We start from the raw sequence: 24,585 nt of genomic DNA, 5'->3' as shown, positions 1-24,585 counted from the left end.
TCCGACCCATCCCGAGGGGCACCCATGACGACCGCACCGGCCACGAGCACGACGGACGCAGCGGCCGCCGGGCGGGCACGCAGCCGTCCGGCGATCCTCACCGTCGATGACGACCCGAGCGTCTCCCGGGCCGTCGCCCGGGACCTGCGTCGCCAGTACGGCGAGCGGTACCGGATCGTGCGGGCCGACTCGGGCGAGCAGGCGCTCGACGCCCTGCGCGAGATGAAGCTGCGCGGTGACCGGGTCGCAGTACTGCTCGCCGACTTCCGCATGCCGGGCATGAACGGCCTGGAGTTCCTCGAGCAGGGGATGGATCTGTTCCCCACAGCCCGCCGGGTGCTGCTCACCGCCTACGCGGACACGAACGCGGCGATCGACGCGATCAACGTCGTCGATCTCGACCACTACCTGCTCAAGCCGTGGGACCCGCCGCAGGAGAAGCTGTACCCGGTGGTGGACGCCCTGCTGGAGGCATGGGCGTCCACCGATCACACCCCGGTCGCCGAGACCCGGGTCGTCGGGCACCGCTGGTCGGCGCGCTCGTACGAGGTGCGCGACTTCCTGGCCCGCAACCAGGTGCCGTACCGCTGGTATCTGTGCGACGAGCCGGAGGCGGCCCGCCTGCTCGCCGCGGCGCAGGCCTCCATGGACACGCTGCCCGTCGTGATCACTCCGGACGGGACCGCGTTGACCGACCCGACCGACGGCGAACTCGCCGGCCGGGTGGGCCTGCACACCAGTCCGGCCGAGGACTTCTACGACGTCGTGGTGATCGGCGGCGGCCCGGCCGGGCTCGGCTCGGCGGTGTACGCCGCGTCCGAGGGCCTGCGCACCGTGCTCGTCGAGCGGATGGCCACCGGCGGGCAGGCCGGGCAGAGCTCGCGGATCGAGAACTACCTCGGCTTTCCGGACGGCGTGTCCGGCGCCCAGCTCACCGAACGGGCCCGCCGCCAGGCGATCAAGTTCGGCGCGGAGGTGCTCACCACCCGGGATGCGGTGGCGCTGGAGGTCGAGGGTCCCGCCCGCACGGTACGTTTCGGCGACGGTCAGCAGATCTCCGCGCACACCGTCGTGCTCGCCACCGGTGTGTCCTACCGTCAGCTGACCGCCCCTGGCCTGACCGAGTTCACCGGCCGCGGGGTGTTCTACGGCTCGGCGCTGACCGAGGCGCCCTCCTGCAGTGGGCAGGACGTCTACATCGTCGGTGGGGCGAACTCGGCCGGGCAGGCCGCGATGCACTTCGCCCGGCACGCCCGGCGGGTCACGCTGACGGTGCGCGGCCCGTCCCTGGAGGCGTCGATGTCGCACTACCTCATCCAGCAGCTCGCCACGGTCGACACGATCACCGTGCGCACCTGCACCGAGGTGGTCGCCGCCGAGGGTGACGGCCACCTGGAGCGGCTCGTCCTGCGTGACAACGCCACCGGCGCATGCGAGACCGTCGACTCGCAGTGGCTGTTCGTGTTCATCGGCGCCGCGCCGCGCACCGACTGGCTCGACGGGGTGCTCGCCCGGGACGCGAACGGCTTCCTGCTCACCGGCCCGGACCTGACCGTCGACGGCAGCCGCCCGGCCGGCTGGACGCCGTCGCGCGACCCGTATCACCTGGAGACGTCCGTGCCCGGCGTGTTCGTCGCCGGCGATGCCCGGGCGGAGTCGGTGAAACGGGTGGCCTCGGCCGTCGGCGAGGGTGCGATGGCCATCGCCCTGGTCCACCGCTACCTCGCCGGCCGCTGATCTCCGGCCACCTCATGATCCTCGACCGGCCACCGACCCTGACCGGCCACCGACCCTGGCCGGCCACCGAAACGCCGCTCAGCGAAAGACGGGAGGACCGTCCGTGACGGAGGCTCCGTGCAGCGCCGAGGAGCTGCGCACCCTGTTCCTGTTCGAGAAGCTCGACGAGGGCCAGCTTGCCTGGCTGTGCGAACGTGGCCGGGTCGAACGGGTCGAACCGGGGACGGTCTACACCGAAGGCGAGCAGGCGACCTGCTTCTACGTGTTGGTCGAGGGCGAGGTGGTGCTGTCCACCCGGGTCAGCGGGGACGACATCGAGGTGGTGCGCGCCGACCAGCCGGGGGTGTATGCCGGGGCGTGGCACGCCTACCTCGGTGACCGGATGCCCCAGCAGTACAAGAACTCGATGCGGGTGACCGTGCCCAGCCGCCTGTTCGTGCTGGATGCCGCGGACGTCGCCGCGATGATGCGCGAGTGGTTCCCGATGGCGCTGCATCTGCTCGAAGGCCTGTTCTTCGGCATGCAGAGCACCCAGCAGATCGTCGGCCAGCGAGAACGGCTACTGGCGTTGGGATCGCTGTCGGCGGGACTCACCCACGAGCTGAACAACCCGGCGGCGGCGGCGGTGCGGGCGACGGCGGCCCTGCGTGAACGGGTCGCCGGCATGCGGCACAAGCTCGGGATGATCGCGGCCGGGCCGTGGGAGCGCCCGGAACTCGAGTCGCTCATCCGGCTGCAGGAGGAGGCCGTCGAGCGGGTCGCGAAGGCCCCGACGCTGACGCCGATGCAGGCCGCCGACCGGGAGGACACCCTCGGCGACTGGCTGGACGAGCACGGGATCGACGATGCGTGGGACATCGCACCGATCTTCGTGCAGGCCGGACTGGAGCCCGACTGGCTCGACCATGTGGCCGCCTCGGTGCCGCCGGGCGTGGTCGCCGGCGCGGTGCGATGGCTGACGTACACGATCGAGAGCGAGATGCTCATGCGGGAGATCGAGGACTCGACGACCCGGGTCTCCTCCCTGGTCACCGCCGCCAAGCAGTACTCGCAGATGGACCGGGCGCCGTTCCAGACCGTCGACATCCACGAGTTGCTCGAGAGCACCCTGGTCATGCTCGGCCGCAAGATCGGCTCGGACGTGGAGATCCGCCGCGACTACGACCACACCCTGCCACCGGTCCCCGCCTACGCCGCCGAACTCAACCAGGTGTGGACGAACCTGATCGACAACGCGGCGTCGGCGATGGACCACCACGGCGTGCTCACCGTGCGTACCTTCGCCGACCGCGACCGCCTCGTCGTCGAGATCGGCGACTCCGGTCCGGGCATCGACCCGTCGATCCAGTCACGGATCTTTGAGCCGTTCTTCACCACGAAACCGGTTGGTGAGGGCACCGGGCTGGGACTGGACATCTCGTGGCGGATCGTCGTGAACAAGCATCACGGTGACATCACCGTCAGGTCGACCCCCGGCGACACCCGCTTCCAGGTCAGCCTGCCGTTCACCGTCCCACGACCGACGCCGGAGACGGACCCGGCCGCGGTTCTCATGCCACCGGGCTGAGACCGCCGTCAAAGTTGATCGCCGTACCGGTGAGGTAGGCGGCGCGGTCGGAGAGCAGAAAGGCGACCAGGTCGGCGAACTCCTCGGCCCGTCCGACCCGGCCGAGCGGGATACCGGAGCTCTGCCCCATCCGTTCGTACAGTTCCTCCACCCCGATCTTCTCCCGGGCGGCCGCCCGCTCCCACTGGCCGCTGCGTACCAGGCCGACAAGCACCGCGTTGACCCGCACGCCGTCCGGTCCGAACTCCTTCGACAGCGCCTTCGTCAGGGCAAGACCGGCAGCCCGGGTCACCGACGTCGGCGTCGACCCGGCGCCCGGGGCCCGCGCGCCGATCGCCAGCGAGTTCACGATCACCCCGCCGCCAGCGCGGCGCAGCTGCGGCAGGACGAGGCGGCTGGCCCGCACCGCCGCGTACAGCTTGAGGTCCAGGTCGGCCTGCCACACCTCGTCGGTGTGCTCCTCGAACGGCCCGGTGCTACTGGCACCGGCGTTGTTGACCAGGGCGTGGATCGTCCCGAAGCGGTCGGTGGCGGCGTCGACGAACCGGGCCAGCGCGGCCGGGTCACGCACGTCGGCGACCTGCGGCAGCACCTCCCCCGGACCGTCGCCGGCCTGCGTGGCAACGGCGTGCAGCCGCGCCTCGTCCCGTCCGCAGAAGGCCACCCGGGCGCCCTCGGCGGCCAGGGTGCGCACCAGCGCCGCCCCCAGACCATCCGAACCACCGGTGACCAGCACCACCCGCCCCGTCAGCTGCAGGTCCATCGCACTCCGCCGTCCTCGTTCCTGTCGTGGTCGTTCCTGTCGTGATCGTTGCTGTCGTGGTCGCCGTCACTGTGTCAGTGCGCCACCGTAGGCCCTGCCCAGCCTTGCCGCCCGCTGCACCGCGACACCACCCCATCACATTCGCCGCATCACGCCTTCGACATCACACCTCCGGTCGCACCGGCACCCCGCATGCGGCATCGGCCGTCCGGGTATGGATCAGGCATGGGAGCGGGATGGAGTGGGTGAACGGATGTGACCGAAGATCGGATCGATCTTTTCGAGCATCCGAACACCGCCGTGACGGCGACGAATCCGCGTACCCGGCAGATGTGCTTCGAGGCCAGCGAGCACCAGCTCGTCCACGACCAGGCGGCGATGGCACCCATCCATGAGGAACTGGGCCGGCTGAGCGAGCTGCTCAGCCTCGCCGGGGCCGGGGCCGCCCAGGCGGACATTCTGCCCACCACCGCGCTTCCTGCTGCCCAGCTGCGGATCAACCGGACGTACGTGGACCGGATCGAGATCAGCCCGGAGGGCCGGCGCACGGCCTGGCTGTCCCGGTTGACCGGATCGGCCCCGCCGCGCCGCCGGGGTCCGCGCGCCGAGGGCGGGCGAGCTCCGCCCATGCCCCCCCGAGGCACCCATCGAACGGTGGACGCCCTCAGTTCACTATCCGAAGGCGCGCTTTCCGCGGACGCGGTTTTCTTCGCCACCCGAAGAGGACAGCTGGACACTCAGCGTTTTGTACCGTTTACGCTGCGGTCGCCGACATGTTGCGGCCGCCGCAGCCGGTGGCACGTACTCCACCCCTGGCAGTAGAAACAGGGGAGCGTAGCTCCGCGTCTGCCGGGGAACGCGCAACAAGGAGGTTGAAGAAACGTGAGTCTTGTCACCAAGCCAGGTGGCCGGTACCGCTCGGTCGTCGACGCAACGGAAATCATTGTGGTGAAGGCCACCAAGGACCCGATCGATCTGCGCTGCGGCGGTCACCCGGTCGTGGCGGTCGGCGACGAGGTGCCCAGCGGACTCACCCTGGACCCGGCGTTCGCATCCGGCACCCCGCTGGGCAAGCGGTTCGCCGACGCGGATTCGGGCCTCGAGCTGCTGTGCACCAAGGCCGGCGAGGGTTCGCTGTCCATCGGAACGACCCCGCTGCCGCTGAAGGACGCCAAGCCTCTGCCGTCCTCCGACTGACCTGGGCAGCACTGTTCGGATTTCCGGCCGGCCCTGCCCTCTGACCGGCACTGTCCTCTGACCGGCACTGTCCTCTGACCGGCACTGCCCTTCTGACCGGCACTGCCCTCTGACCAACCCTGTCCTTCTGACCGACCCTGCACTTTGACCGACGGAGTCGTCGCATGCACCTCGGGATGCTGCTCGAAATGGCCGCCGACGGGATGGCCGACCGGGTCGCCCTCGGCCCGAAGGCCTCCGGTGTCACCTTTGCCGAGCTGGCCCACCGGGCGCGCCGCCTGGGTGCCGCGCTCGAGGCCGCGCCGGGCGAGCGGGTCGGCCTGGTCGACCTGAACTCCCCGGTCGTCCCCCTGGCCCTGTTCGGCGCGGCGATCGCCGGCAAGCCGTTCGTGCCGATCAACTACCGGCTGGCAGACCCCCAGCTGCGGGCCATCGTCACCCGCACCGCCCCGGCCACGATCATCGTCGGCGAGGGTGTCGCCGAGCGGATCGGCCCGGTCGAAGGCATCGAGTACCTCAGCCGGGCGGACGCGCTGGCGCTGGCCGAGAACCCGGAGGGCAAGGAGTCCGACGGCTGGGGCGGTGACGCCGACGACATCGCCGTGCTGCTGTTCACCAGCGGCACCACCGGCGAGCCCAAGGCCGCCGTCCTGCGGCACAGCAACCTGACCGAATACATCATCACCACGGTCGAGTACGCCGGTTCCGGTGAGGACGAGGCCGCGATCGTCAGCGTGCCGCCGTACCACATCGCCGGCATCTCCGCGGTGCTGTCGTCGACCTACTCCGGGCGCCGGGTCGTCCAGCTCGAGGCGTTCGAACCGCAGGCCTGGGTCGACATCGTCCGCACCGAGTCGATCACCCACGCGATGGTGGTGCCGACGATGCTCGGGCGCATCCTCGACATCATCGAGGCGGACGGTCAGGGCCTGCCCTCGATGCGCTCGCTTTCCTATGGTGGTGGGCCGATGCCGCTGCCGGTCATCGAGCGGGCCGTCGGCCTGCTGCCGAACGTCGGGTTCGTCAACGCCTACGGCCTGACCGAGACGTCCAGCACCATCGCGGTACTCGGCCCGGACGACCACTCCGCGGCCTTCGCCAGCGACGACCCGGCGGTGCGGGCCCGACTCGCCTCCGTCGGACGGCCGCTGCCGTCGCTGGAGGTGTCGATCCGCGACGCGATCGGCGAGGAGGTCGCCGTCGGCGAGCACGGCGAGATCCATGTGCGCGGCGGGCAGGTCTCCGGCGAGTACCTCGGCCGGGGCACCAGCCTCGACGCCGACGGCTGGTTTCCCACCCGCGACGAGGGTCACCTCGACGAGGGCGGTTACCTGTTCGTCCACGGCCGCCTCGACGACGTGATCGTGCGCGGCGGGGAGAACCTCTCCCCCGGCGAGATCGAGGCCGTCCTGCTCGAGCATCCCGCCGTGCAGGAGGCGGCCGTCGTCGGCATTCCCAGCAAGGAGTGGGGCGAGGGGGTCGCCGCGGCCGTCGTCGTCTCCGGCGACGTCACCGAGGACGAGCTCAAGGCGCACGTGCGTGCCAGGCTGCGCTCGAGCCGGACCCCCGACCGCATCCAGTTCCGTGCGGAGCTGCCGTTCAACGAGAGCGGTAAGCTGCTGCGCCGGGTGCTGCGCACCGAGCTGGCGGACACCTTCGCCTGAGCCGGCCGCTCGGCTGAGCCGGCCGCTCGGCTGAGCTGCCACGGAGCCGGGCCGGGCACCCGCGAGCGATCGCGCTGCCCCGCCCGGCTCCGTCACCTGCTGGTTGAGCGGAACCTCGGCCGGCTTCCAGGGCATCAGCCGATGCTCGACCAGCTTCACCCAGCGGGCCGGACTGCACAGCTTGCGATGAGCCAGGTTCATCGACATGCTCCGGCGGTAGGTTCCGCGCAGCCACCGGGGCCCGGTCGGCGCGCTGCGCCACGCCGTCCTCCCGCGGTTCTCGGGTGGTCCGAACGTGCCCGTGCGTACCCGCCCGAGGCGACCAGTGGTCCGGCGCGGGCCGCCGGGTCGCCCCGGTGGACAGGACGGAGGCCAACGGCATGTCAGCAGGAGCGCGGGCAGCGGCGATCGAACCGGCCGGTCCGGCCGATCCGTCGGCTGGCCAGGACGGGGCCAGGCCGGTTCTGCCTCGGGCGCAGATCAACCTCATCTTCGGCACGATCATGCTGGGCATGCTGCTGGCGGCGCTCGACCAGACGATCGTGTCCACGGCGCTGCCGACGATCGTGGGCGATCTCGGCGGCGCGGGCCACATGAGCTGGGTGGTGACCTCGTACCTGCTGGCCGAGACCATCGCGACGGTCCTGTCCGGCAAGTTCGGTGACCAGTTCGGCCGCAAGCGGGTGTTCCAGCTCAGCGTCGTGGTCTTCATCGTCGGCTCGTTCTTCTGCGGCCTGGCCCACACCATGACCGTGCTGATCGTGGCGCGCTCGGTGCAGGGCCTGGGCGCCGGCGGCATCACCGTGACCGCCACCGCCCTGATCGGCGACGTCATCCCGCTGCGGGAACGCGGGAAGTACCAGGGGGCGCTCGGCGCGGTCTTCGGTGTCACCACCGTGATCGGGCCGCTGCTCGGCGGCCTGTTCACCGACCATCTGTCCTGGCGCTGGGCGTTCTACGTCAACGTGCCGCTGGCGATCGTCGTGGTGGCCCTGGCCGCCCGCACGATCCCCGGCCGGGCCGCGGCCGCGCTCGGCCGCCGGGCTCAGGTGGACTACCTGGGCGTGCTGTTCGTGGCGCTGGGCGCCAGCGGGCTGACCCTCGCCACGTCCTGGGGTGGGACGCAGTACGCCTGGGGCTCCGCGACGATCATCGGGCTGTTCGCCGGGTCCGTCGTGGCGCTGGCCGTGTTCGTCGCCGTGGAAGGTCGGGCGGCCGAACCGATCCTGCCGCTGCACCTGTTCCGCAGCCGGGTGTTCACGACCGCGTCGGTGCTCAGTTTCATCGTCGGGTTCGCGATGTTCGGCTCGTTGACCTTCCTGCCGTCCTACCTGCAGTACGTCACCGGCGCCTCGGCGACGATGTCCGGGGTGCGCACCCTGCCGATGGTGCTCGGCCTGCTGGCCACGGCCATCGGCTCCGGTCAGGTCGTGGGGAGCACCGGGCGCTACCGCCCGTTCCCGATCGTCGGCATGGCGGTGACGGCGGTCGCGCTGTGGCTGCTGTCCCGGATGGACGAGCACACCTCGATCGTCGTGCAGTCGCTGTCCATGCTGGTACTGGGCGCCGGGATCGGCCTGGTCATGCAGATTCTGACGATCATCGTGCAGAGCACGGTGGACTACCGGGATCTGGGCGCGGCGACGTCGGGGGTGACCTTCTTCCGTTCGCTTGGCGGATCGTTCGGCGCGTCCATCATGGGCGCGCTCTACGCCAACAAACTTGCCGACGTCCTGCCGGGCGCCCTGGCGCAGGCGAAGGTGTCGCCCTCGGCGGTCTCCAGCCCGTCCGGCGTGCACAGTCTGCCGGACGCGGCCCGCGCACCGGTCATCGACGCCTATGCGCAGTCCGTGCACACGGTGTTCCTGTGGGCGGTGCCGATCGCTGTCGCCGGCCTGCTGGTTGCCTTCCTGCTCCCCCAGGTCGCCCTGCGCGGGACGGCCCGGACCGCCGTGCGCGGCACCGGGGAGGGTTTTGCCATGCCGGCGAGCCGCACGTCCGACGCCGAGCTGGAAACCCAGATCGCCGCCCTGCTGCGCCGTCGGGACCGCACCATCAACCGCGAGATCATCACCCGTTCCGGCATCGGGGTCGACATCCCGACCCTGTGGGCGCTGCTCGGCGTCCACCTGCGCGACCGGCTGCTGGCGCAGCAGACCCGTCCGGCGGACATCGAGGACAGCCACCGGCTCCCCCACGGCGTGCTGCGTTCCTTCTACGACGAGGTGGTCGCCGGCGGCCACCTCGCCCGCGACGGCGAACGCCTCTACCTGACCGACCGCGGCCACACCGTTGTCACCACCCTCGGCAACACCTGGACCGACTGGCTGCTCGACCAGCTCGCCGACAACGACACCGACCGCGTCCAGCTCGACCCGCGGATCCGCCCCGTCCTCGCCCGCATCTCCCGCCGGCTCATGCTCGAACAGCAACCCGACCTCGCCCCCACCGCCCCCGCCGCCGTCGGTTCCTCCGTATCCGGCACCTCCAGTACGGCCGGCACCTCCAGTACGGACTGAGCCGGCTGACGCTGCCCGCGTCGTTCACCCATCCGATCCGACGATCCGAGGCGGCTGCGGAAGAAGCCGATCAGACGCCAAGCCCGGCCAGCACGATGCCGGTGGCGCGCCGCAGGGTCTCCGGCGGCGGGGGCGCCGTGGCACAGGCCTGCGCGAGCCCGCGGATGAGCAGGTACACCTCGTCGACGGTCACGTCCGACCGAACCACGCCCGCCACCACCGCCCGGTCGAGCAGGTCAGCGACCGTCGTACGCAGCCGTCCTGCTGCCGCGTCCACGTCCGGGGAGATCTCGCCCGCGGGCAGCCTCGACGCGAGCGTCAGCTTCGTCGACCCTGACTCGATCATCGTCCGAAGCAGGTCACGCAGCGCCTCGCCCGGCTCCACGCCGGCCGCAAGGACGGCCGCCTGCTCGGTGAGCCGCTCGAAGTGACGGACCAGAGCCGCCTCGATCAGCACGTCCTTCGTCGAAAAATGCCGGAAGACGGTGGCGATGCCGACCCCGGCTCGCCGGGCGACCTCCTCGGTCGAGCCGGTCACTCCCTGCTCCCCGAACACGTCCTGGGCGGCGGCCAGGATGCGCTCCCGGTTTGCCGCGGCGTTCCTGCGCACCGGCCCTCCCTTTTCGGTGATCGATCAGATCGGGCGGCGCCCACCATTGCAAGCGGAGTCGCAACTTCGCTACGGTACCGAAGTCACAACTTCGCCTGGAGGTCCGATGCTACCGACGCCCGCACAGTCCGACTCCGCCACCGCTGACACCCAGCGGTGTGAACCGCCGACACAGGAGCGCTTGACGGCCGGTTCAGCCGATCCGGCGGCCATCGTCCGCGCGGTGGCTGCCGGCGTGAGCCGGCTGGTCGCCGGGAACCTGGCGCCCCACGAGCGGGAACGCATGCTCGACACACTCGCCGACCTGTACGCGGAGCAGACCGACGTGCGGCACCCGCTCGCTCCGTTCGGGGATCGGCCGATGCACACCCGCGCCGACCTGCGCGCGCACTTCGCGGCGGCGCCGGATCCCACGTCCGGCATCCAGTCGTTCGCGCCGACCGGCATGGTCGTGCACCGCACGGCCGACCCGGAGGTCGTCATCGCCGAGTTCGCCTATGCCCTCACCACCGACCGCGGCGCGTTCACCGTCCCGTGCATCTTCGTGGTCCGCGTCCGGAACGGCCGCATCGTCGAATCCCGCGACTACGCCGACTCGCTCTCCTTCGCCCGCGCGTTTGGCCAGCTTCCCGCCCTGGCCGGCGCTCTTGCCGCCGAAAACTCCCCGGCATGACGGCACCCACCGAAAGATCGTCCCAGCGAGGCCGTCCTGGCAGCACCTTCACTGTCCGTCGTGCTCCGTCCCGCCAGTAGCATTCCGGCCGACCAGAGCATGTCCCGCATGGTCACTGCCTGACCGCCACCACCGACTGACCATGCGCTACGAACCCACGCGGGCCCGGCTTCCTCAGGTTCCTACTGCCCGACCACAGCGACCGCCTCCTGGAAAATCTCTCCCACCCCACCCGAGAGATACCCTCAGGGGTCATCCGATTGCAGAAGGTAGTCTTGCCGCACCCCGTTGCGATTCCGCTTTATCCGCTTTGCCAGTTGCCTGCATCACTGGGCCTGAGAATGTCACGCCAAAGCCCCCCGCCCCACCCCACGACACCCGCAGACCTTACGTGGGGGGCACGGGGGGGCTCGGCCCCCCCGGCCAACATAACGTAACGAAAAAGGCCTCCTCCCAAAGGGAGAAGGCAATAGAATTCCAGAGTTACGTGGAGCTGAGGGGATTCGAACCCCTGACCCTCACACTGCCAGTGTGATGCGCTACCAGACTGCGCCACAGCCCCAACTGCTGTTCATTTATATCAGACCGGGAAGGGCCTGTGTGCGGGCCCCTCTGCCTGTCTTACCTGTCTGCCTTACCTGTCTGCCATGGTCGTCCTGCCGGCCTGATCAAGCTGGCCTGGCAGGCTACCTCGGCAAGTGTACAGGTTCCGTGTCGGACTCGGTCGGGGGCCCCTGGCTGGGCAGCAGGGGCTCGGACAGGCCCGATCCGGCGGCGGCGATCTTACCCACCAGCAGCGGCCCGGCGTTGTGTTCGGAAAGCCGGAAGCCGCCTTCGGCCAGGCGCAGCAGGGACCAGCGGCAGTTCGCCAACGGGCCGAAATGCCACCACAGCTCCGGCGGGACGCCCAGGACGTGGCCGATCAGCGAGCGGGCGGTGCCGCCGTGCAGAACGAACACGATCAGCCCGTCGGGCTGGGCGGGCAGACCTTCGGCGCGGATCTCGTCGAGCAGTGTGCCCGCCCGCTCGGCGACCTCACGGTAGGTCTCGCCGCCACCACGGCGGACGTCCTGCCCCGACCGCCAGGCCCGGTCCTCCTCGGGGAAACGGACGGCCGCCTCGGCGCCGGTGAGCCCGGACCAGCCACCGAGGTCGATCTCACGCAGCCGGGCGTCGGTGCGCACCGGCAGCTCGAGCCCGGCGGCGGTGTCCCGGCAGCGCTGCAGGTCGGAGGAGACGACGAGCTCGGGGTTCAATGCGCGGATGAGCGGTGCGACCGCGGTGACCTGCGCCCGGCCGGTCTCGTCGAGCGGGGGGTCGGCGTGCCCCTGGAAGCGGCCGGCCTCGTTCCAGGTGGTCCGGCCGTGCCGCCACAGCAGCAGCCTCACGGGGCGCCCCCCGACCCGTCACCGCCGCTGTCGGTCAGCTCGGCCACCGAGGTGGCACCCGCCGAGGCCGACGACCCCCCGGTGCCGGCACCCACGCCAGCCCCGACGCCGACGTTCGCGTCGGTGAACGGGACGGTCGGGCAGTCCTTCCAGAGCCGTTCCAGGGCGTAGAAGACCCGCTCCTCGGCGTGCTGGACGTGCACGACGATGTCGACGAAGTCGAGCAGGACCCAGCGGCCCTCCCGCTCTCCCTCCCGGCGCACGGGCTTGGCACCGAGCTGGCGCAGCTTCTCCTCGATCTCGTCGACGATGCCCTTGACCTGCCGCTCGTTGGCCGCGGAGGCCAGGACGAAGCAGTCGGTGATGGCGAGGCGCTCACTCACGTCGAGGATGAGCAGGTCGCGGCCGAGCTTGTCGGCTGCGGCCTGCGCGGCGGCGAGGGCGAGCTCGACGGCACGAGGGGAAGCGGTCACGCTCTAGGTCTCCAGGATGGTCACGGTTACGCCGCGGCCGGGTTGCCTCCGCCGCGCGGCACCGCCCACGGGCGGGGCGGCTGGGTCCAGCGTGTCACATTCCTGCCCGGACAGGGCACTCAACCGGATCCCGACGCCCCGGGCGGGGTCGTGTCCTCGCGGTAGAGGCCACGTTTGGCGATGTAGCGCACCACCCCGTCCGGCGTCAGGTACCAGATGGGGGCGTCTCGCCCGACCCTCGCCCGGATGTCGGACGATGAGATCGCCAGAGCCGGCACCGCCAGCAGGCTCACCCGCTCGGGCGGCAGCGCGCCGTCCAGGGAGAGCTGGTAGCCGGGCCGGCTGACCCCGACGAACTGGGCGAGTTCGAACAGCTCGTCGTGATCGCGCCAGGTGAGGATCTGGGCCAGGGCGTCCGCGCCGGTGATGAAGAACAGCTCGTCGTCCGGCCGGAGCCGGCGTAGATCACGCAGGGTGTCGATGGTGTAGGTGGCGCCGTCCCGGTCGATCTCGATCCGGCTGACGGTGAACTGTGGGTTCTCCGCGGTGGCGAGAAACGTCATCAGATAGCGGTCCTCGGCGGCGGACACCGCCCGGTGGGCCTTCTGCCAGGGCCGACCGACGGGGACGAACGCGACCTCGTCCAGGTCGAACAGCGCGGCGGCCTCGCTGGCGGCGACGAGGTGCCCGTTGTGGATGGGATCGAAGGTCCCGCCCATCACGCCCAGTCGCACGGTGGGACCGTAACCCCCGGGGCTGGCACATGCGCGCGACGCCCACCGCGTCAGGAGATGTCCCACATCACCTGACGCGCGCGACCGACCGAGCGCTCACGATCCGCCTGCACCCGTCCGGCTCCTGGTCGATCAGTGGACCTGTTGCCCACAGGGGGCTCGGTTCACCGGACGGTCATCCACAGGCCCCCGACGGGCCCGCGCCGCCCGGGCAGCGATCCGGCTAGGCTTGCGGAGTCCGCCGCCGGCCAGCCCGCCCGCTCGCGAGGAGCCGCCGCTCATGCCGACCAGCCCACGCGCGGGCCAGCCCGCCGCCGTCGAGGACCTCGTCGACGTCGACGCTCTGCTCGCCGCATATCACGATCGTCATCCCGACCTGGCCGATCCGGCGCAGCGGGTGTCGTTCGGCACGTCCGGGCACCGCGGATCGGCGCTGCGTGGCTCGTTCAACGCCGACCACATCCTCGCGACCACCCAGGCGATCTGCGACCATCGCGCGTCCGCCGGGGTCGACGGGCCGCTGTTCCTCGGGATCGACACGCACGCGCTGTCGGGGCCGGCGTTGGCCACCGCCCTGCAGGTGCTGGTGGCCAACGGCGTGTCGGTGCGGATCGCGCCGGACGGCGAGGCCACGCCCACCCCGGTGATCTCCCATGCCATCCTCGGCCACAACCGCGAGCGTGGCGCGGCTGGCGGCCAGGCGGGGCGAGGGTCTGCCGACGGCATCGTGATCACACCATCGCACAACCCGCCGGCCGACGGCGGGTTCAAGTACAACCCGACGCATGGCGGCCCGGCCGACACCGGCGCCACGAAGGTCATTCAGGACCGGGCGAACGCCCTGCTCGACGCCGGTCTCACCGGGGTCTCCCAGGTGCCGTACGCGCAGGCCCGAGCGGCGGCGGTGGTGCACGACTACGTCAACGCCTACGTCGAGGACCTCGCCGACATCATCGACCTCGACGCGATCCGCGGCGCCGGGGTGCGCATCGGCGTCGATCCGCTCGGTGGGGCGAGCCTGGTGTACTGGCAGGCGATCGCCGAACGCTACAAGCTCGACCTGGACGTGGTGAACACGACCGTCGACCCGACGTTCGCCTTCATGACCACCGACTGGGACGGCAAGATCCGGATGGATCCGTCGTCTCCGTACGCGATGGCCTCGCTGCTGCGTCTGGCCGGCTCCTTCGACGTGGCGCTGGCCAACGATACCGACGCCGACCGGCACGGCGTGGTCACCCCGGGTGCGGGTCTGTTGAACCCGAACCACTTCCTGTCCGTCGCGATCGACTATCTGTTCGGTCACCGCGCCGGCTGGTCGGCGGGCACCGCGATCGGCAAGACCCTGGTCAGCTCCAGCATGATCGACCGGGTCGGCGCGGGCCTGGGGCGCGGGGTCGTCGAGGTGCCGGTGGGCTTCAAGTGGTTCGTCGACGGTCTGATCGGCGGCACGCTGGGTTTCGGTGGCGAGGAGAGCGCTGGCGCGTCGTTCCTGCGTCGCGGCGGCGGGGTGTGGACCACCGACAAGGACGGTCTGATCGCCTGCCTGCTCGCCGCGGAGATCACCGCGGTGACCGGCCGTGATCCGGGCCGTGCCTACGAGGAGCTGACCGCGAGGTACGGCGCCCCGGCCTACCGACGGGTGGACGCCCCGGCTACTCCCGCGCAGAAGAAGGTTCTCGCCGCGCTCACCCCGGACAGCCTCGGCGCCACCCGGCTCGCCGGGGCCGCGGTGACCGCCGCGCTGTCGCACGCGCCCGGCAACGGTGCGGCGATCGGCGGGGTGAAGGTCGTCACCGACGACGCCTGGTTCGCCGCCCGCCCGTCCGGCACCGAGGACGTCTACAAGATCTACGCCGAGAGCTTCCGCGGCACCGACCACCTCGACACCGTCCTGGCCGAGGCCCAGACGATCGTCGACGGGGCCCTTGCCCGCGGCTGACCCGGCGTCGGGAGGGCGGCGTCAGGAGGGCAGGATGCGCTCGATGAACTGCTCGAGCTGCGCGATGTTGCGGCACTCGACCATCTCGTCGACCAGATCGGCGTAGACGTCGGTCGCCGAGTCACCCGAGCCCCAGTAGCTGCGGGGTTCGGGGTTGAGCCAGTAGGAGTGCCGGGCCTGATCGCACAGCCGGCGAAAGACCTGGGCGGACGTCGGCCGGTAGTTGTTGCGGGCGTCGCCGAGGATGAGCAGCGACGTGCGCGGCCCCACGGCCTCCCCGTACCGCTCGGCGAACGCGTCGATGGCATGGCCGTAGTCGCTGTGGCCGTCGTACCAGACGAGATCCGCCTCGGCGGAGATACGCGCCATCATGTCGCCGAGATCCAGGCCGCGCAGGAAGCGGGTGACCTCGTCGGTGGTGTCGATGAACGCGAACGCGCGGACCTTGGAGAACTGCTCGCGCAGGGCGTGGGTGAGCATCAGCGTGAAGTGCGCGAAGGAGGCCACCGACCCGCTGACGTCACACAGCACGACCAGTTCGGGCTTGTGCGGCTTGCGTGGCCGGTACTTGGTCTCGACGGGCACCCCACCGGTGGCCAGCGACGCCCGCACGGTGCGGCGGAAGTCGAGCCGCCCGGTGCGCCCGAGGCTGCGCCGGGCGGTGAGCTGGGTGGCCAGGCGCCGTGCCAGCGGATACACCTGCCGGCGCAGTTCGACGAGGTCACGCTGCGAGGCGCGGAGAAACTCGACCTGGTCGTCGAGGGGCCCGACGGCGCTGCGTTCGACCGCCTCGATGCCACGCTCCTCCGCCATCCGGCGGCGTACTTCGGCGGCGACCATCTCCTCGAACGTACGGATCCGGTCGCTGATCGTCTGACGGGCGACCCGTTCGGCCAGACCGCCGCGTTCGGTGCCGTCCAGCAGCGCGCCGAGCAGGTCGGCGACGAGTGTCTCGGCGGACATCGCGCGCAGCGCCCGGTACAGGTACCAGGAGCGTCCGGAGCTGCCGGCGGTGCCGCCGCCGAAGGACGTCACCGCGTCGCGGGCAAGGCTGCGCAGCGCCTCGTCATCGCCGTCGCGCAGGGCGTCCAGCAGCTGGTCACGCAGGGCGCGGCGCAGCGATTCGAGGTCCTCGGGGCTGAGTTCCTCGGGCGGCGGGGCGTCCTCGGGCGGCCCGCCGACGCCGTCACCGGCGGTGGCATCCGGGCCGGACGGGTCGAGGCTGACGCCGTCACCGATGCGGGGTGGGAAGTACAGGTCGAACAGGGTGTCGAAGGCGGATCGGTACAGCGGACGCTTGACCAGGGTGGCCGCGAAAGCCGCCCGCACAGCATCGCGGTCGGCCCAGCCCATCGCGCCGATGGCGGTGGCCGCGTCGACCGTCTCGGCGCTGCTGACCGGCACCCCGGCACGGCGCAGCGCGGCGATGAAGTCGACGGTGCGGTCCAGCAGGTTCATGCCGGCGCTCCCCTGGTTCGTCGGCCGACGCGTCGTGCGGCCGGGCTCTCGAGCGGTCGGCCGGTCAGTTCGCGGTGAGCTTGAGGTGGCCGATGGCGCGGGCCTGGTCGCTGGCGTGCTTGAGCACGACCCCGAGGGTCGAGGCGACAGCCTCCTCATCGAAGGTGTCGAAGCCGAGTGCGAGCACGGTGTGCGCCCAGTCGATCGTCTCCGCGATCGACGGTGCCTTCTTCAGCTCCATCGCCCGCAGGGCCCGCACGACCCGCACCAGCGACTCGGCCAGCTTCTCCGGCAGGTCGGGCACGCGGGAGAGCACGATCTCCTTCTCCCGCTCGGCCGAGGGGTACTCGAGGTTGAGGTACAGGCAGCGCCGCTTGAGCGCCTCGGACAGTTCCCGGGTGGCGTTCGAGGTGAGGATGACGAACGGCCGACGGGTCGCGGTGATCGTGCCGAGCTCGGGGATCGTCACCTGGAAGTCGGAGAGCACCTCGAGCAGCAGGCCTTCGACCTCGACGTCAGCCTTGTCGGTCTCGTCGACGAGCAGCACCGTGGGCTGCTCGCGGCGGATCGCCGTGAGCAGCGGTCGCGAGAGCAGGAACTCCTCGCTGAAGATGTCGTCGTGGGCCTGCTGCCAGCCCTCGGTCGCGGCGGTGCCGGAACCCGCCTGGATGCGCAGCAGCTGCTTCTTGTAGTTCCACTCGTACAGGGCGCGGGCCTCGTCGAGGCCCTCATAGCACTGCAGGCGGATCAGCTCGGCGCCGACGCTCGCGGCCAGGGCCTTGGCGAGTTCGGTCTTGCCGACTCCCGCCGGGCCCTCGACCAGCAGCGGCTTACGCAGCCGATCGGCGAGAAAGACGGTGGTGGCGATCGCCTCGTCGGCGAGATACCCGGTTGCGCGCAGGCGTTCCCGCACGTCCGCGACATCGGCGAAAGCGTGCTCCTGAAGCGACATGGCCACCTTCCGTCCCCGAGTCAAGCACCGCACCGTCCACGGTGCTCGCACCCTCCATAGTGCCAGGCACACCGGCCAGACGGGGACTTCACCGTCCGTTCCCGGATCGATACGCACAGGCCGGGCACCCCGCGGCTGGCGTCAGTCGATGCGCTCGTAGGCCGGCAGCGTGAGGAACTCGACGAACTGCTCACCGAGCGCGGTTTCCTCGAAGACCGCGGCGGCGTCCTTCCACCGTCCGCCGTCGAACGCACCCTCGCCCACGGTGACGCGGATCTCGTCGAGCACCTCGGTGAGGGTGGCGCGCACCAGGTCGGCGGTGACCGGCCGACCGTCGTCCAGCGCCACGCCCGCGGCGATCCACTGGAAGATCTGGCTGCGGGAGATCTCCGCGGTGGCCGCGTCCTCCATCAGGTTGTCGATACCGACCGCGCCCGTCCCGCGCAGCCAGCTCTCCAGATAGCGCACCCCGACGCTGATGTTGCCGCGCAGGCCGGCAGCGGTGATCGCGCCGGGGGTGTCCCGCACCGCGAGCAGGTCGGCGGCGGTGACGTGGACGTCGTCCCGCTGACGGCCGAGCTGGTTGGGGGCCGCGCCGAGGACGCCGTCGAACACCTCGGTGCACACCGGGACGAGGTCGGGATGGGCCACCCAGCTGCCGTCGAACCCGTCACCGGACTCGCGTTCCTTGTCGGCGCGGACCTTCGCCAGCGCTGCCGCGTTGACCTCCGGGTCCCGACGGGACGGAATGAACGCGGCCATGCCGCCGATGGCATGTGCACCGTGCCGGTGGCAGGTGGAGACCAGCAGCTCGCTGTAGGCGCGCAGGAACGGCACGGTCATCGTCACACTGTTGCGGTCGGGCAGCAGGAACTCGGCCGGGCGGGAGGCGAACGTCTTGATGGTGGAGAACATGTAGTCCCACCGACCGGCGTTCAGCCCGGCGGAGTGCTCGCGCAGCTCGTAGAGGATCTCGGCCATCTCGAAGGCGGCCGGCAGTGTCTCGATGAGCACGGTGGCGCGCACGGTGCCGGGCGGCAGACCGAGTTCGGCCTGTGCGGCGGTGAACACGTCGTTCCACAGCCGGGCCTCGAGGTGGCTTTCCATCTTGGGCAGGTAGAAGTACGGCCCGCGCCCGACGGCCCGCAGTGCCAGCGCGTTGCGGAACAGGTAGAGGCCGGCGTCGAAGAGCGCACCGGCGATCGGCTGGCCGTCGACGAGGACGTGCCGTTCGGGCAGGTGCCAGCCGCGCGGACGGGGGACGAGGGTGGCGGTGGTCTCGTTCAGCGTGTAGCGCCGGCCGTCGGGGTTGACGAAGCCGAGCGTGCCGGCAATGGCCTCGCTCAGGTTGTGCTGGCCGACGACCATGTTGGACCAGGTCGGGACGTTGGCGTCCTCGAAGTCGGCCATGAACACCTTCGCGCCGCTGTTGAGCGCGTTGATCAGCATCTTCGCGTCGGTAGGACCGGTGATCTCGGCGCGACGGTCGACCAGACCCGGCGCCGGCGGCGCGACCTGCCAGTCTCCGTCGCGGATGTGCGCCGTATGAGGCAGGAAGTCCAGGCTCGCACCCGCGGCGATCGCGGCACGCCGGGTCGCCCGGGCGGCGAGCAGCTCGTCGCGGCGGGGCCCGAACGTGCGCTGCAGGCCCGCGACGAACGCGACGGCGTCGTCGGAGAGCACCGCGTCGACCTGCGCCGGGGTCAGCCCCGGCACGTCTCGCACCACCGACACGCCCTGCGTGGTCACACCGGTCAGACCGCTCATGCCGTCCCTCACCCTCTCCGCGGTACGCCGCCGCCCGCAGCGGTGCACCGCCACGACCGGCTACCGCGGCTCACGATCGCCACCGGACACCCCTGCCAGTGTCGGGGGTGTGGCCGTCCCCCGCACCCTGCCGCACCTCGCCGGCACGTACCGTGAGCGGGCTCACGCTTCGCGCCCAGGGCGGCCTCGTCAGGAGACGAGGTGGCCATCGCCGATGCCGACCCAGGTGGTCGACGTCAGCTCGGGGAGCCCCATTGGGCCGCGGGCGTGCAGTTTCTGGGTGGAGATACCGATTTCGGCGCCCATCCCGAACCGCTCGCCGTCGGTGAACCGGGTGGAGGCGTTGACCATCACCGCGGCGCTGTCGCAGGTCGCGACGAACCGGCGGGACGCCCCCAGCGAGCGGGTGACGATCGCCTCGGTGTGCCCGCTGCCCCACCGACGGATGTGCGCGACCGCGTCGTCGAGGGAGTCGACGACACGCATGGCGAGATCGAGCGAGAGGTACTCGGCCGCCCAGTCGTCGTCGGTGGCGGGCACGACCCGGCCGTCGTGGGCGCGCACCGTCTCGTCGCCGTGCACGGTGACCCCGGCATCGGCGAGCGCGGCGAGCACCCGCGGCAGGAAGACGTCCGCGACCGCGCGGTGCACCAGCAGCGTCTCGGTGGAGTTGCAGACCGACACCCGGTGGGTCTTCGAGTTCAGGGTGATCGCCAGAGCCTGGTCGAGGTCGGCGTCGACATCGACGTACACGTGGCAGTTGCCGACGCCGGTCTCGATGACCGGCACGGTCGACTCCTCCACGACCGCCCGGATGAGACCGGCACCGCCGCGCGGGATGAGCACGTCGACCAGCCCGCGCAGCCGCATCAGGTGCTTCACCGACTCGTGGTCGACCCCGGGGACGAGCTGGACGGCATCGGCTGGCAGACCTGTGGCCAGCGCCGCGTCCCGCAGGACACCGACCAGCGCGGTGTTCGACCGCACGGCCGAGGCGCTGCCGCGCAGCAGCGCCGCGTTGCCGCTTTTGAGGCACAGGCCGGCGGCGTCGACGGTGACGTTCGGCCGGGCTTCGTAGATGATCCCGACGACACCGAGCGGAACGCGGACCTGGCGCAGCTCCAGACCGTTCGGCAGCACTCGGCCACGCACGACCTCGCCGACCGGGTCGTCGAGCCCGGCGACCTGCCGCAACCCGCCGGCCATGGCCGCGAGCCGCGCCGGGGTGAGGGTGAGTCGGTCGACCATCGCCTCGGCCGTGCCCGCAGCCCGCGCGGCCTCGACATCCAGGGCGTTCGCCTCGATCAGCTCGCCCGAGCGGGCGCCGAGCGCCTCGGCCATGGCAAGCAGGGCACGGTCCTTGGCGGCCCGACTGGCCGTGGCCAGCGCCGCCGCCGCGACCCGGGCCCGCACGGCCGTGTCGCGGACATCCTCCGCAGAGGTGTTCATCTGTTGAGACCCTCCAGTGCTGCGGGTGCCGCCGCGCACCCCACCTCGACGAGGCTACCGGCCCACCCCTGCCCCCCGCCCGGCCTCACGTCAGCCTGTGGACAGCCACCCGCCAGCTCGGGACCTGTGGACAACCGGGTCCATGACACGGCGGATGGCCAGGAGGCGGTCACGCGGAGTCCGCCGTCGTACGTGCGGTGCCCGGTCCTGGACACTGTCCGCCCTGAACCACGACCCGTTGGCCACAGTGCCCGACGTGCGACGGTCACGCATCCTGGCGGGACGACCCCCCGTGCCCGGCCGGCCCGGCTGGCTGCCTACCGTGATCCGCATGCTGGCCCTGCACACCTCCGACTGGCACCTCGGCCGCGCGTTGCACGGACACGACCTGCTTGCCGCCCAGGCCGCGTTCGTCGACCATCTCGTGGACGTCGTCCGCGCCGAGCGGGTCGAGCTCGTTCTCGTCGCCGGTGACGTGCATGACCGGGCGATCCCGCCAGTGCGGGCCCTGGAGCTGTTCGACGACGCGCTGTCGCGCCTGCGTGACTCCGGTGCCCGGGTTGTGGTGATCAGCGGCAATCATGATGCCGCCCGGCGCCTCGGCGACAAGTCCGGCCTGCTCGATCCGCGGATCAGTATCCGCACCGACCCGGCGGCGGTCGCCCATCCCCTCGTCGTCGAGGACGCGCACGGCCCGGTGCACATCTATCCCGTTCCGTATCTGGAACCCACCAGCGCCGCCGGTCATCTGCCTGGTCCTCCCGACATCGACCAGCCTGCTCCCGCCGGGTCTGGCGCGCCGGGCGACGGTGCCCGAGGCATGGGCGGGCGCGGGGTCGGGCCGGCGGCGCTGATGCGTCGGGCGCTCGGCGCCATCCGGGCCGATCTGGACCGGCATCCCCGTGCTCGCAGTGTGGTGCTCGGGCACGCGTGGGTGACCGGCGGGACGACCAGCGACAGCGAGCGTGACATTTCCGTCGGCGGGCTCGGCAACGTGCCCGCCGCCCTGTTCGACGGCATCACCTATACGGCGCTCGGCCATCTGCACCGTCCGCAGGCGATCACTGCGGCCATCCGGTACAGCGGCTCGCCCCTGGCGTTCTCGTTCTCCGAGGCGTCCGATCACAAGGCGTCCCTGCTGGTCGAGCTCGGCCCGGCCGGGCTCGGTGCGGTGCGCGCCGTGCCCGTGCCGGTCGGGCGCCGGCTCACCGTGCTGCGCGGCACCCTCGCCGAGCTGCTTGCCTCCCCCGTCCACACCCCGCACGAGGGCGATGTCGTCGCGGCGGTGCTCACCGACCTGGTCCGTCCGCTGGACGCGATGGCCACGTTGCAACGGCGCTTCCCGTTCGCGGTGCGCCTGACCCATGAGCCACCCACCAGCGAGTCCGACGAGCGCAGTTTCGCCGCCCGCACCCGCGGTCGCACCGACCTGGAGATCGCCTTGGCCTTCGTCACGCATGTGCGTACCGATCCCTCATCGGGCGAACAGGAGCTGCTCACCGCGGCGCTGGAGGCGGCCCGCGCCGCCGAGGACGCCGCCTGATGCGCCCGCATCGGCTGAGTCTGGCGGCGTTCGGCGCGTTTCCCGGCCGGGTCGATCTTGACCTGGATCAGGTCGGCGGTGGCGGTCTGGTGCTGCTGTGCGGGGAGACCGGCGCAGGCAAGACGACCCTGCTCGACGCGCTCGGCTTCGCCCTGTTCGGTGAGGTCCCCGGCCTGCGCGGCAAGCTCGCCGGCGGCCCGGACCTGCGCTCGCACCACGCACCGGCGTCGGCCCGACCGTGGGTGAGCCTGGAGTTCACCGTGGCCGATGACCGGTACCGCATCACCCGCTCGCCGGCCTGGGATCGTCCCCGCCGCGGTGGCGACGGCGCCACCACCCGCACCCATCCCACCGCGACCCTCGAACGCCGGCTGCGCAGCACCAGCGCACCCGGCAACCGCAATCAGCAGCCGTCCACCGGCGCCGCCGCTCCCGACGGGTGGGAGACGATCGCGGGTCGCCCGCAGGACGTCGGCCACGAGATCGGCCTGCTGCTCGGCATGACCGCCGACCAGTTCTTTCAGGTCGTGATGTTGCCCCAGGGCCGGTTCGCGGACTTCCTGCAGGCCGAGCACGATGAGCGGGAGAGGCTGCTCAAGCGGCTGTTCCGGGTCAGCCGATTCGAGTTCACCGAGCAGTGGCTGCACGACCGGGCCAAGACCCGCCGCGCCGATCTGGACGAGGCCACCACCGCGCTCGGCCGGGTCGCCGCCCGCATCGCCCAGGCCGCCGGAGTCGACGAGCCCGCGAACCCACCCGAGGACCCGTCCTGGTCCGCTGCCCTCACCGACGCGGCCGCCGAATCGGCGAGGTCCGCGGCGGCGGATCTGCTTGCCTCCCGGCAGGCGTTCGACGCCGCGGAGTCGGCGCTGGCCGCCACCCGTGACCTCGCCGAGCGGGTCCGTCGCCGACGCGAACTGACCACCCGCCACCTCGAGCTCACCGCAGACCAGGAACGCATCGAGACCCTCGCCGCCACCGCTGACGCCGCCCGTCGCGCCGCGGTCGTCGCCCCTGCCCTGACCGAACTACGCCGGCTGACCACCGCCGCGACGACGACCCGCGCCACCGCCGATGAGGCCCGTCGGACCCTCGCCACGCACCCCGCGGATCTTCTTGCGCCCCCCACCTCGCACGCCGGGGCGGAGGTCGACGACACGACCGGAGCCGTACTGATCGCCCGGCTCACGGCCACCGTGCGCGACGCCCACATCGAGGTCGGGCGGCTGACCGGGCTCGCCCGTGCGCTCACCGCCGCAGAACAGGACACCCGCGATGCGGTCGAGGCCGACGCGCAGGCCGCCGCCCACCATCAGGAGGCCGCCGGCCTGGAGGCTCGCCTGTGTGACGAGCTGCCCACCCGGTACGGGGACGCGGGCGGCCGGGTCGACGCGGCCCGCCGGGCCGGCGCCGTCCTGCCCGGCCTGACCGAACGAGCCCGTTGGGCCCAGGAGCTCACCGCCGCCGTCGACCAGCACCGCGCCGCCGTCGCCATCGCCCGCGACACCCGTACGGCCGCCGACAGCGCCCGCGAGCACGCCGACGACCTGCGCCGGGAGCGGGTTGACGCGATGACGGCCGAGCTCGCCGCGGCCCTCGTCGACGACACTCCCTGCCCCGTCTGCGGTGCCCTGGAGCATCCCGACCCCGCCGAGGTCCGCGCCCGGCCGATCAGCAGGCAGCAGGAGACCAACGCCACCAAAAAGGCGGATCAGGCGGCGACCGTCGCCGCCGAGGCCGACGGCACCGTCCGTGCCCTCGACGAGCGCATCCGCACCCTGCACGCGGAACTGACCCGCGCACCCTCTCCCGACCTGCCGGCCGACCTCGACGAGTCGCCCGACGGCCACCCGTGGACTACCGAGATCTCCTGGCTGCCCGGCGTGGATGCCCTGGTCAGCGAGCGCAGCGGGGGCACGGACGCCAGGTGTGAGGATCCGGACCGGAACGTGCCTCCGGGAGTATCCCTCCCGATGATCGCCGACATGCTGGCCGACTCCGTCGACGAGGTTCGGCGCGCCGCGGACGACCTGCCCGCCGCCCTGGAGGCACAGCGCCTGGCCGAGTCGGCGCTGAACGACGCCACGGTCCGGGGGCGCAGCGGGTCGACAGTTCGAGAATCTCCGAACCGTCCGGAAAAACCCACCTT

19 protein-coding genes and 1 tRNA gene are annotated in these 24,585 nt (G+C 71.5%); 10 read left to right on the top strand and 10 right to left on the bottom strand.

Annotation, left to right across the window (positions count from 1 at the left end):
* The first annotated feature begins 24 nt into the window (after nt 1-24).
* Nucleotides 25-1,737 carry an FAD-dependent oxidoreductase gene (locus ND747_RS22980; RefSeq protein WP_251736269.1) on the top strand — a complete coding sequence of 571 codons (1,713 nt, stop codon included), beginning with the start codon at nt 25-27 and terminating at the stop codon, nt 1,735-1,737.
* Nucleotides 1,738-1,840: 103 nt separating this feature from the next.
* Nucleotides 1,841-3,304, top strand: coding sequence for an ATP-binding protein (locus tag ND747_RS22975; RefSeq protein WP_251736268.1), 1,464 nt, complete (start codon nt 1,841-1,843; stop codon nt 3,302-3,304).
* Here ND747_RS22975 and ND747_RS22970 read toward each other — a convergent pair.
* Nucleotides 3,288-4,067, bottom strand: coding sequence for an SDR family oxidoreductase (locus tag ND747_RS22970; RefSeq protein WP_251736267.1), 780 nt, complete (start codon nt 4,065-4,067; stop codon nt 3,288-3,290). The two genes, ND747_RS22975 and ND747_RS22970, sit on opposite strands and share 17 nt — an antisense overlap.
* A 255-nt stretch (nt 4,068-4,322) precedes the next feature.
* Between ND747_RS22970 and ND747_RS22965 the strand changes: the two genes are divergently transcribed.
* The 4 genes from ND747_RS22965 to ND747_RS22950 all read left to right on the top strand — a co-directional run bounded on the left by ND747_RS22965 (nt 4,323) and on the right by ND747_RS22950 (nt 9,447).
* On the top strand, nt 4,323-4,889 hold the full coding sequence (locus ND747_RS22965) for a hypothetical protein (RefSeq protein ID WP_251736266.1): 567 nt from the start codon (nt 4,323-4,325) through the stop codon (nt 4,887-4,889).
* A gap of 60 nt (nt 4,890-4,949) precedes the next feature.
* Nucleotides 4,950-5,264: a hypothetical protein gene (locus tag ND747_RS22960; protein WP_251736265.1), complete on the top strand. Its 315-nt coding sequence runs from the start codon at nt 4,950-4,952 to the stop codon at nt 5,262-5,264.
* Nucleotides 5,265-5,428: 164 nt separating this feature from the next.
* Entirely contained in the window at nt 5,429-6,928 is a 1,500-nt protein-coding gene (locus ND747_RS22955) for a class I adenylate-forming enzyme family protein (protein WP_251736264.1), read from the top strand.
* Nucleotides 6,929-7,308: 380 nt separating this feature from the next.
* Complete coding sequence (locus ND747_RS22950) at nt 7,309-9,447, top strand: MDR family MFS transporter (RefSeq protein WP_251736263.1); 2,139 nt, start codon at nt 7,309-7,311, stop codon at nt 9,445-9,447.
* A gap of 70 nt (nt 9,448-9,517) precedes the next feature.
* Here ND747_RS22950 and ND747_RS22945 read toward each other — a convergent pair whose 3' ends face one another.
* Complete coding sequence (locus ND747_RS22945; RefSeq protein WP_251736262.1) at nt 9,518-10,057, bottom strand: TetR/AcrR family transcriptional regulator; 540 nt, start codon at nt 10,055-10,057, stop codon at nt 9,518-9,520.
* A gap of 181 nt (nt 10,058-10,238) precedes the next feature.
* Between ND747_RS22945 and ND747_RS22940 the strand changes: the two genes are divergently transcribed.
* Nucleotides 10,239-10,730 (top strand): nuclear transport factor 2 family protein, encoded by a 492-nt coding sequence (locus ND747_RS22940; protein WP_251736261.1) that lies wholly within the window; start codon nt 10,239-10,241, stop codon nt 10,728-10,730.
* A gap of 488 nt (nt 10,731-11,218) precedes the next feature.
* Here the strand turns inward: ND747_RS22940 and ND747_RS22935 are convergent.
* The 4 genes from ND747_RS22935 to nadD all read right to left on the bottom strand — a co-directional run bounded on the left by ND747_RS22935 (nt 11,219) and on the right by nadD (nt 13,325).
* Nucleotides 11,219-11,292 (bottom strand) — tRNA-Ala (locus ND747_RS22935).
* Nucleotides 11,293-11,416: 124 nt separating this feature from the next.
* Complete coding sequence (locus ND747_RS22930) at nt 11,417-12,118, bottom strand: histidine phosphatase family protein (protein WP_251736260.1); 702 nt, start codon at nt 12,116-12,118, stop codon at nt 11,417-11,419.
* Nucleotides 12,115-12,591, bottom strand: coding sequence for a ribosome silencing factor (gene rsfS / locus ND747_RS22925; RefSeq protein ID WP_251736259.1), 477 nt, complete (start codon nt 12,589-12,591; stop codon nt 12,115-12,117). Before rsfS ends, ND747_RS22930 begins: the two co-directional genes overlap by 4 nt.
* A gap of 119 nt (nt 12,592-12,710) precedes the next feature.
* On the bottom strand, nt 12,711-13,325 hold the full coding sequence (gene nadD, locus ND747_RS22920; protein ID WP_308204675.1) for a nicotinate-nucleotide adenylyltransferase: 615 nt from the start codon (nt 13,323-13,325) through the stop codon (nt 12,711-12,713).
* Nucleotides 13,326-13,605: 280 nt separating this feature from the next.
* On the opposite strand from nadD, the gene pgm reads away from it, so the two are divergent.
* Nucleotides 13,606-15,267 carry a phosphoglucomutase (alpha-D-glucose-1,6-bisphosphate-dependent) gene (gene pgm, locus ND747_RS22915; RefSeq protein ID WP_251736258.1) on the top strand — a complete coding sequence of 554 codons (1,662 nt, stop codon included), beginning with the start codon at nt 13,606-13,608 and terminating at the stop codon, nt 15,265-15,267.
* Between the two features lie 21 nt (nt 15,268-15,288).
* Here pgm and ND747_RS22910 read toward each other — a convergent pair whose 3' ends face one another.
* From ND747_RS22910 to ND747_RS22895, 4 genes are all read right to left on the bottom strand, one after another.
* Nucleotides 15,289-16,725 (bottom strand): VWA domain-containing protein, encoded by a 1,437-nt coding sequence (locus tag ND747_RS22910; RefSeq protein ID WP_251736257.1) that lies wholly within the window; start codon nt 16,723-16,725, stop codon nt 15,289-15,291.
* Between the two features lie 64 nt (nt 16,726-16,789).
* Nucleotides 16,790-17,677, bottom strand: coding sequence for a MoxR family ATPase (locus ND747_RS22905; RefSeq protein ID WP_251736256.1), 888 nt, complete (start codon nt 17,675-17,677; stop codon nt 16,790-16,792).
* Nucleotides 17,678-17,818: 141 nt separating this feature from the next.
* The gene (aceB, locus tag ND747_RS22900) at nt 17,819-19,444 is read right to left on the bottom strand and encodes a malate synthase A (RefSeq protein ID WP_251736255.1); all 1,626 of its coding nucleotides are present in this window, start codon (nt 19,442-19,444) and stop codon (nt 17,819-17,821) included.
* Between the two features lie 189 nt (nt 19,445-19,633).
* Nucleotides 19,634-20,893 carry a glutamate-5-semialdehyde dehydrogenase gene (locus ND747_RS22895; protein WP_251736254.1) on the bottom strand — a complete coding sequence of 420 codons (1,260 nt, stop codon included), beginning with the start codon at nt 20,891-20,893 and terminating at the stop codon, nt 19,634-19,636.
* A gap of 331 nt (nt 20,894-21,224) precedes the next feature.
* Between ND747_RS22895 and ND747_RS22890 the strand changes: the two genes are divergently transcribed.
* A complete protein-coding gene (locus ND747_RS22890; protein WP_285900976.1) occupies nt 21,225-22,436 on the top strand; it encodes an exonuclease SbcCD subunit D in 1,212 nt (403 codons plus the stop codon).
* The coding region (locus ND747_RS22885; RefSeq protein WP_251736252.1) for an AAA family ATPase at nt 22,436-24,585 on the top strand (2,150 nt) is incomplete at its 3' end. The genes ND747_RS22890 and ND747_RS22885, both read left to right, overlap by 1 nt.

This window comes from Frankia sp. R82 (genome assembly GCF_023716925.1).
Classification (GTDB): domain Bacteria; phylum Actinomycetota; class Actinomycetes; order Frankiales; family Frankiaceae; genus Frankia.
The sequence above is the reverse complement of the archived record's forward strand: the minus strand, read 5'-3'. Positions and strand labels throughout refer to the sequence as shown.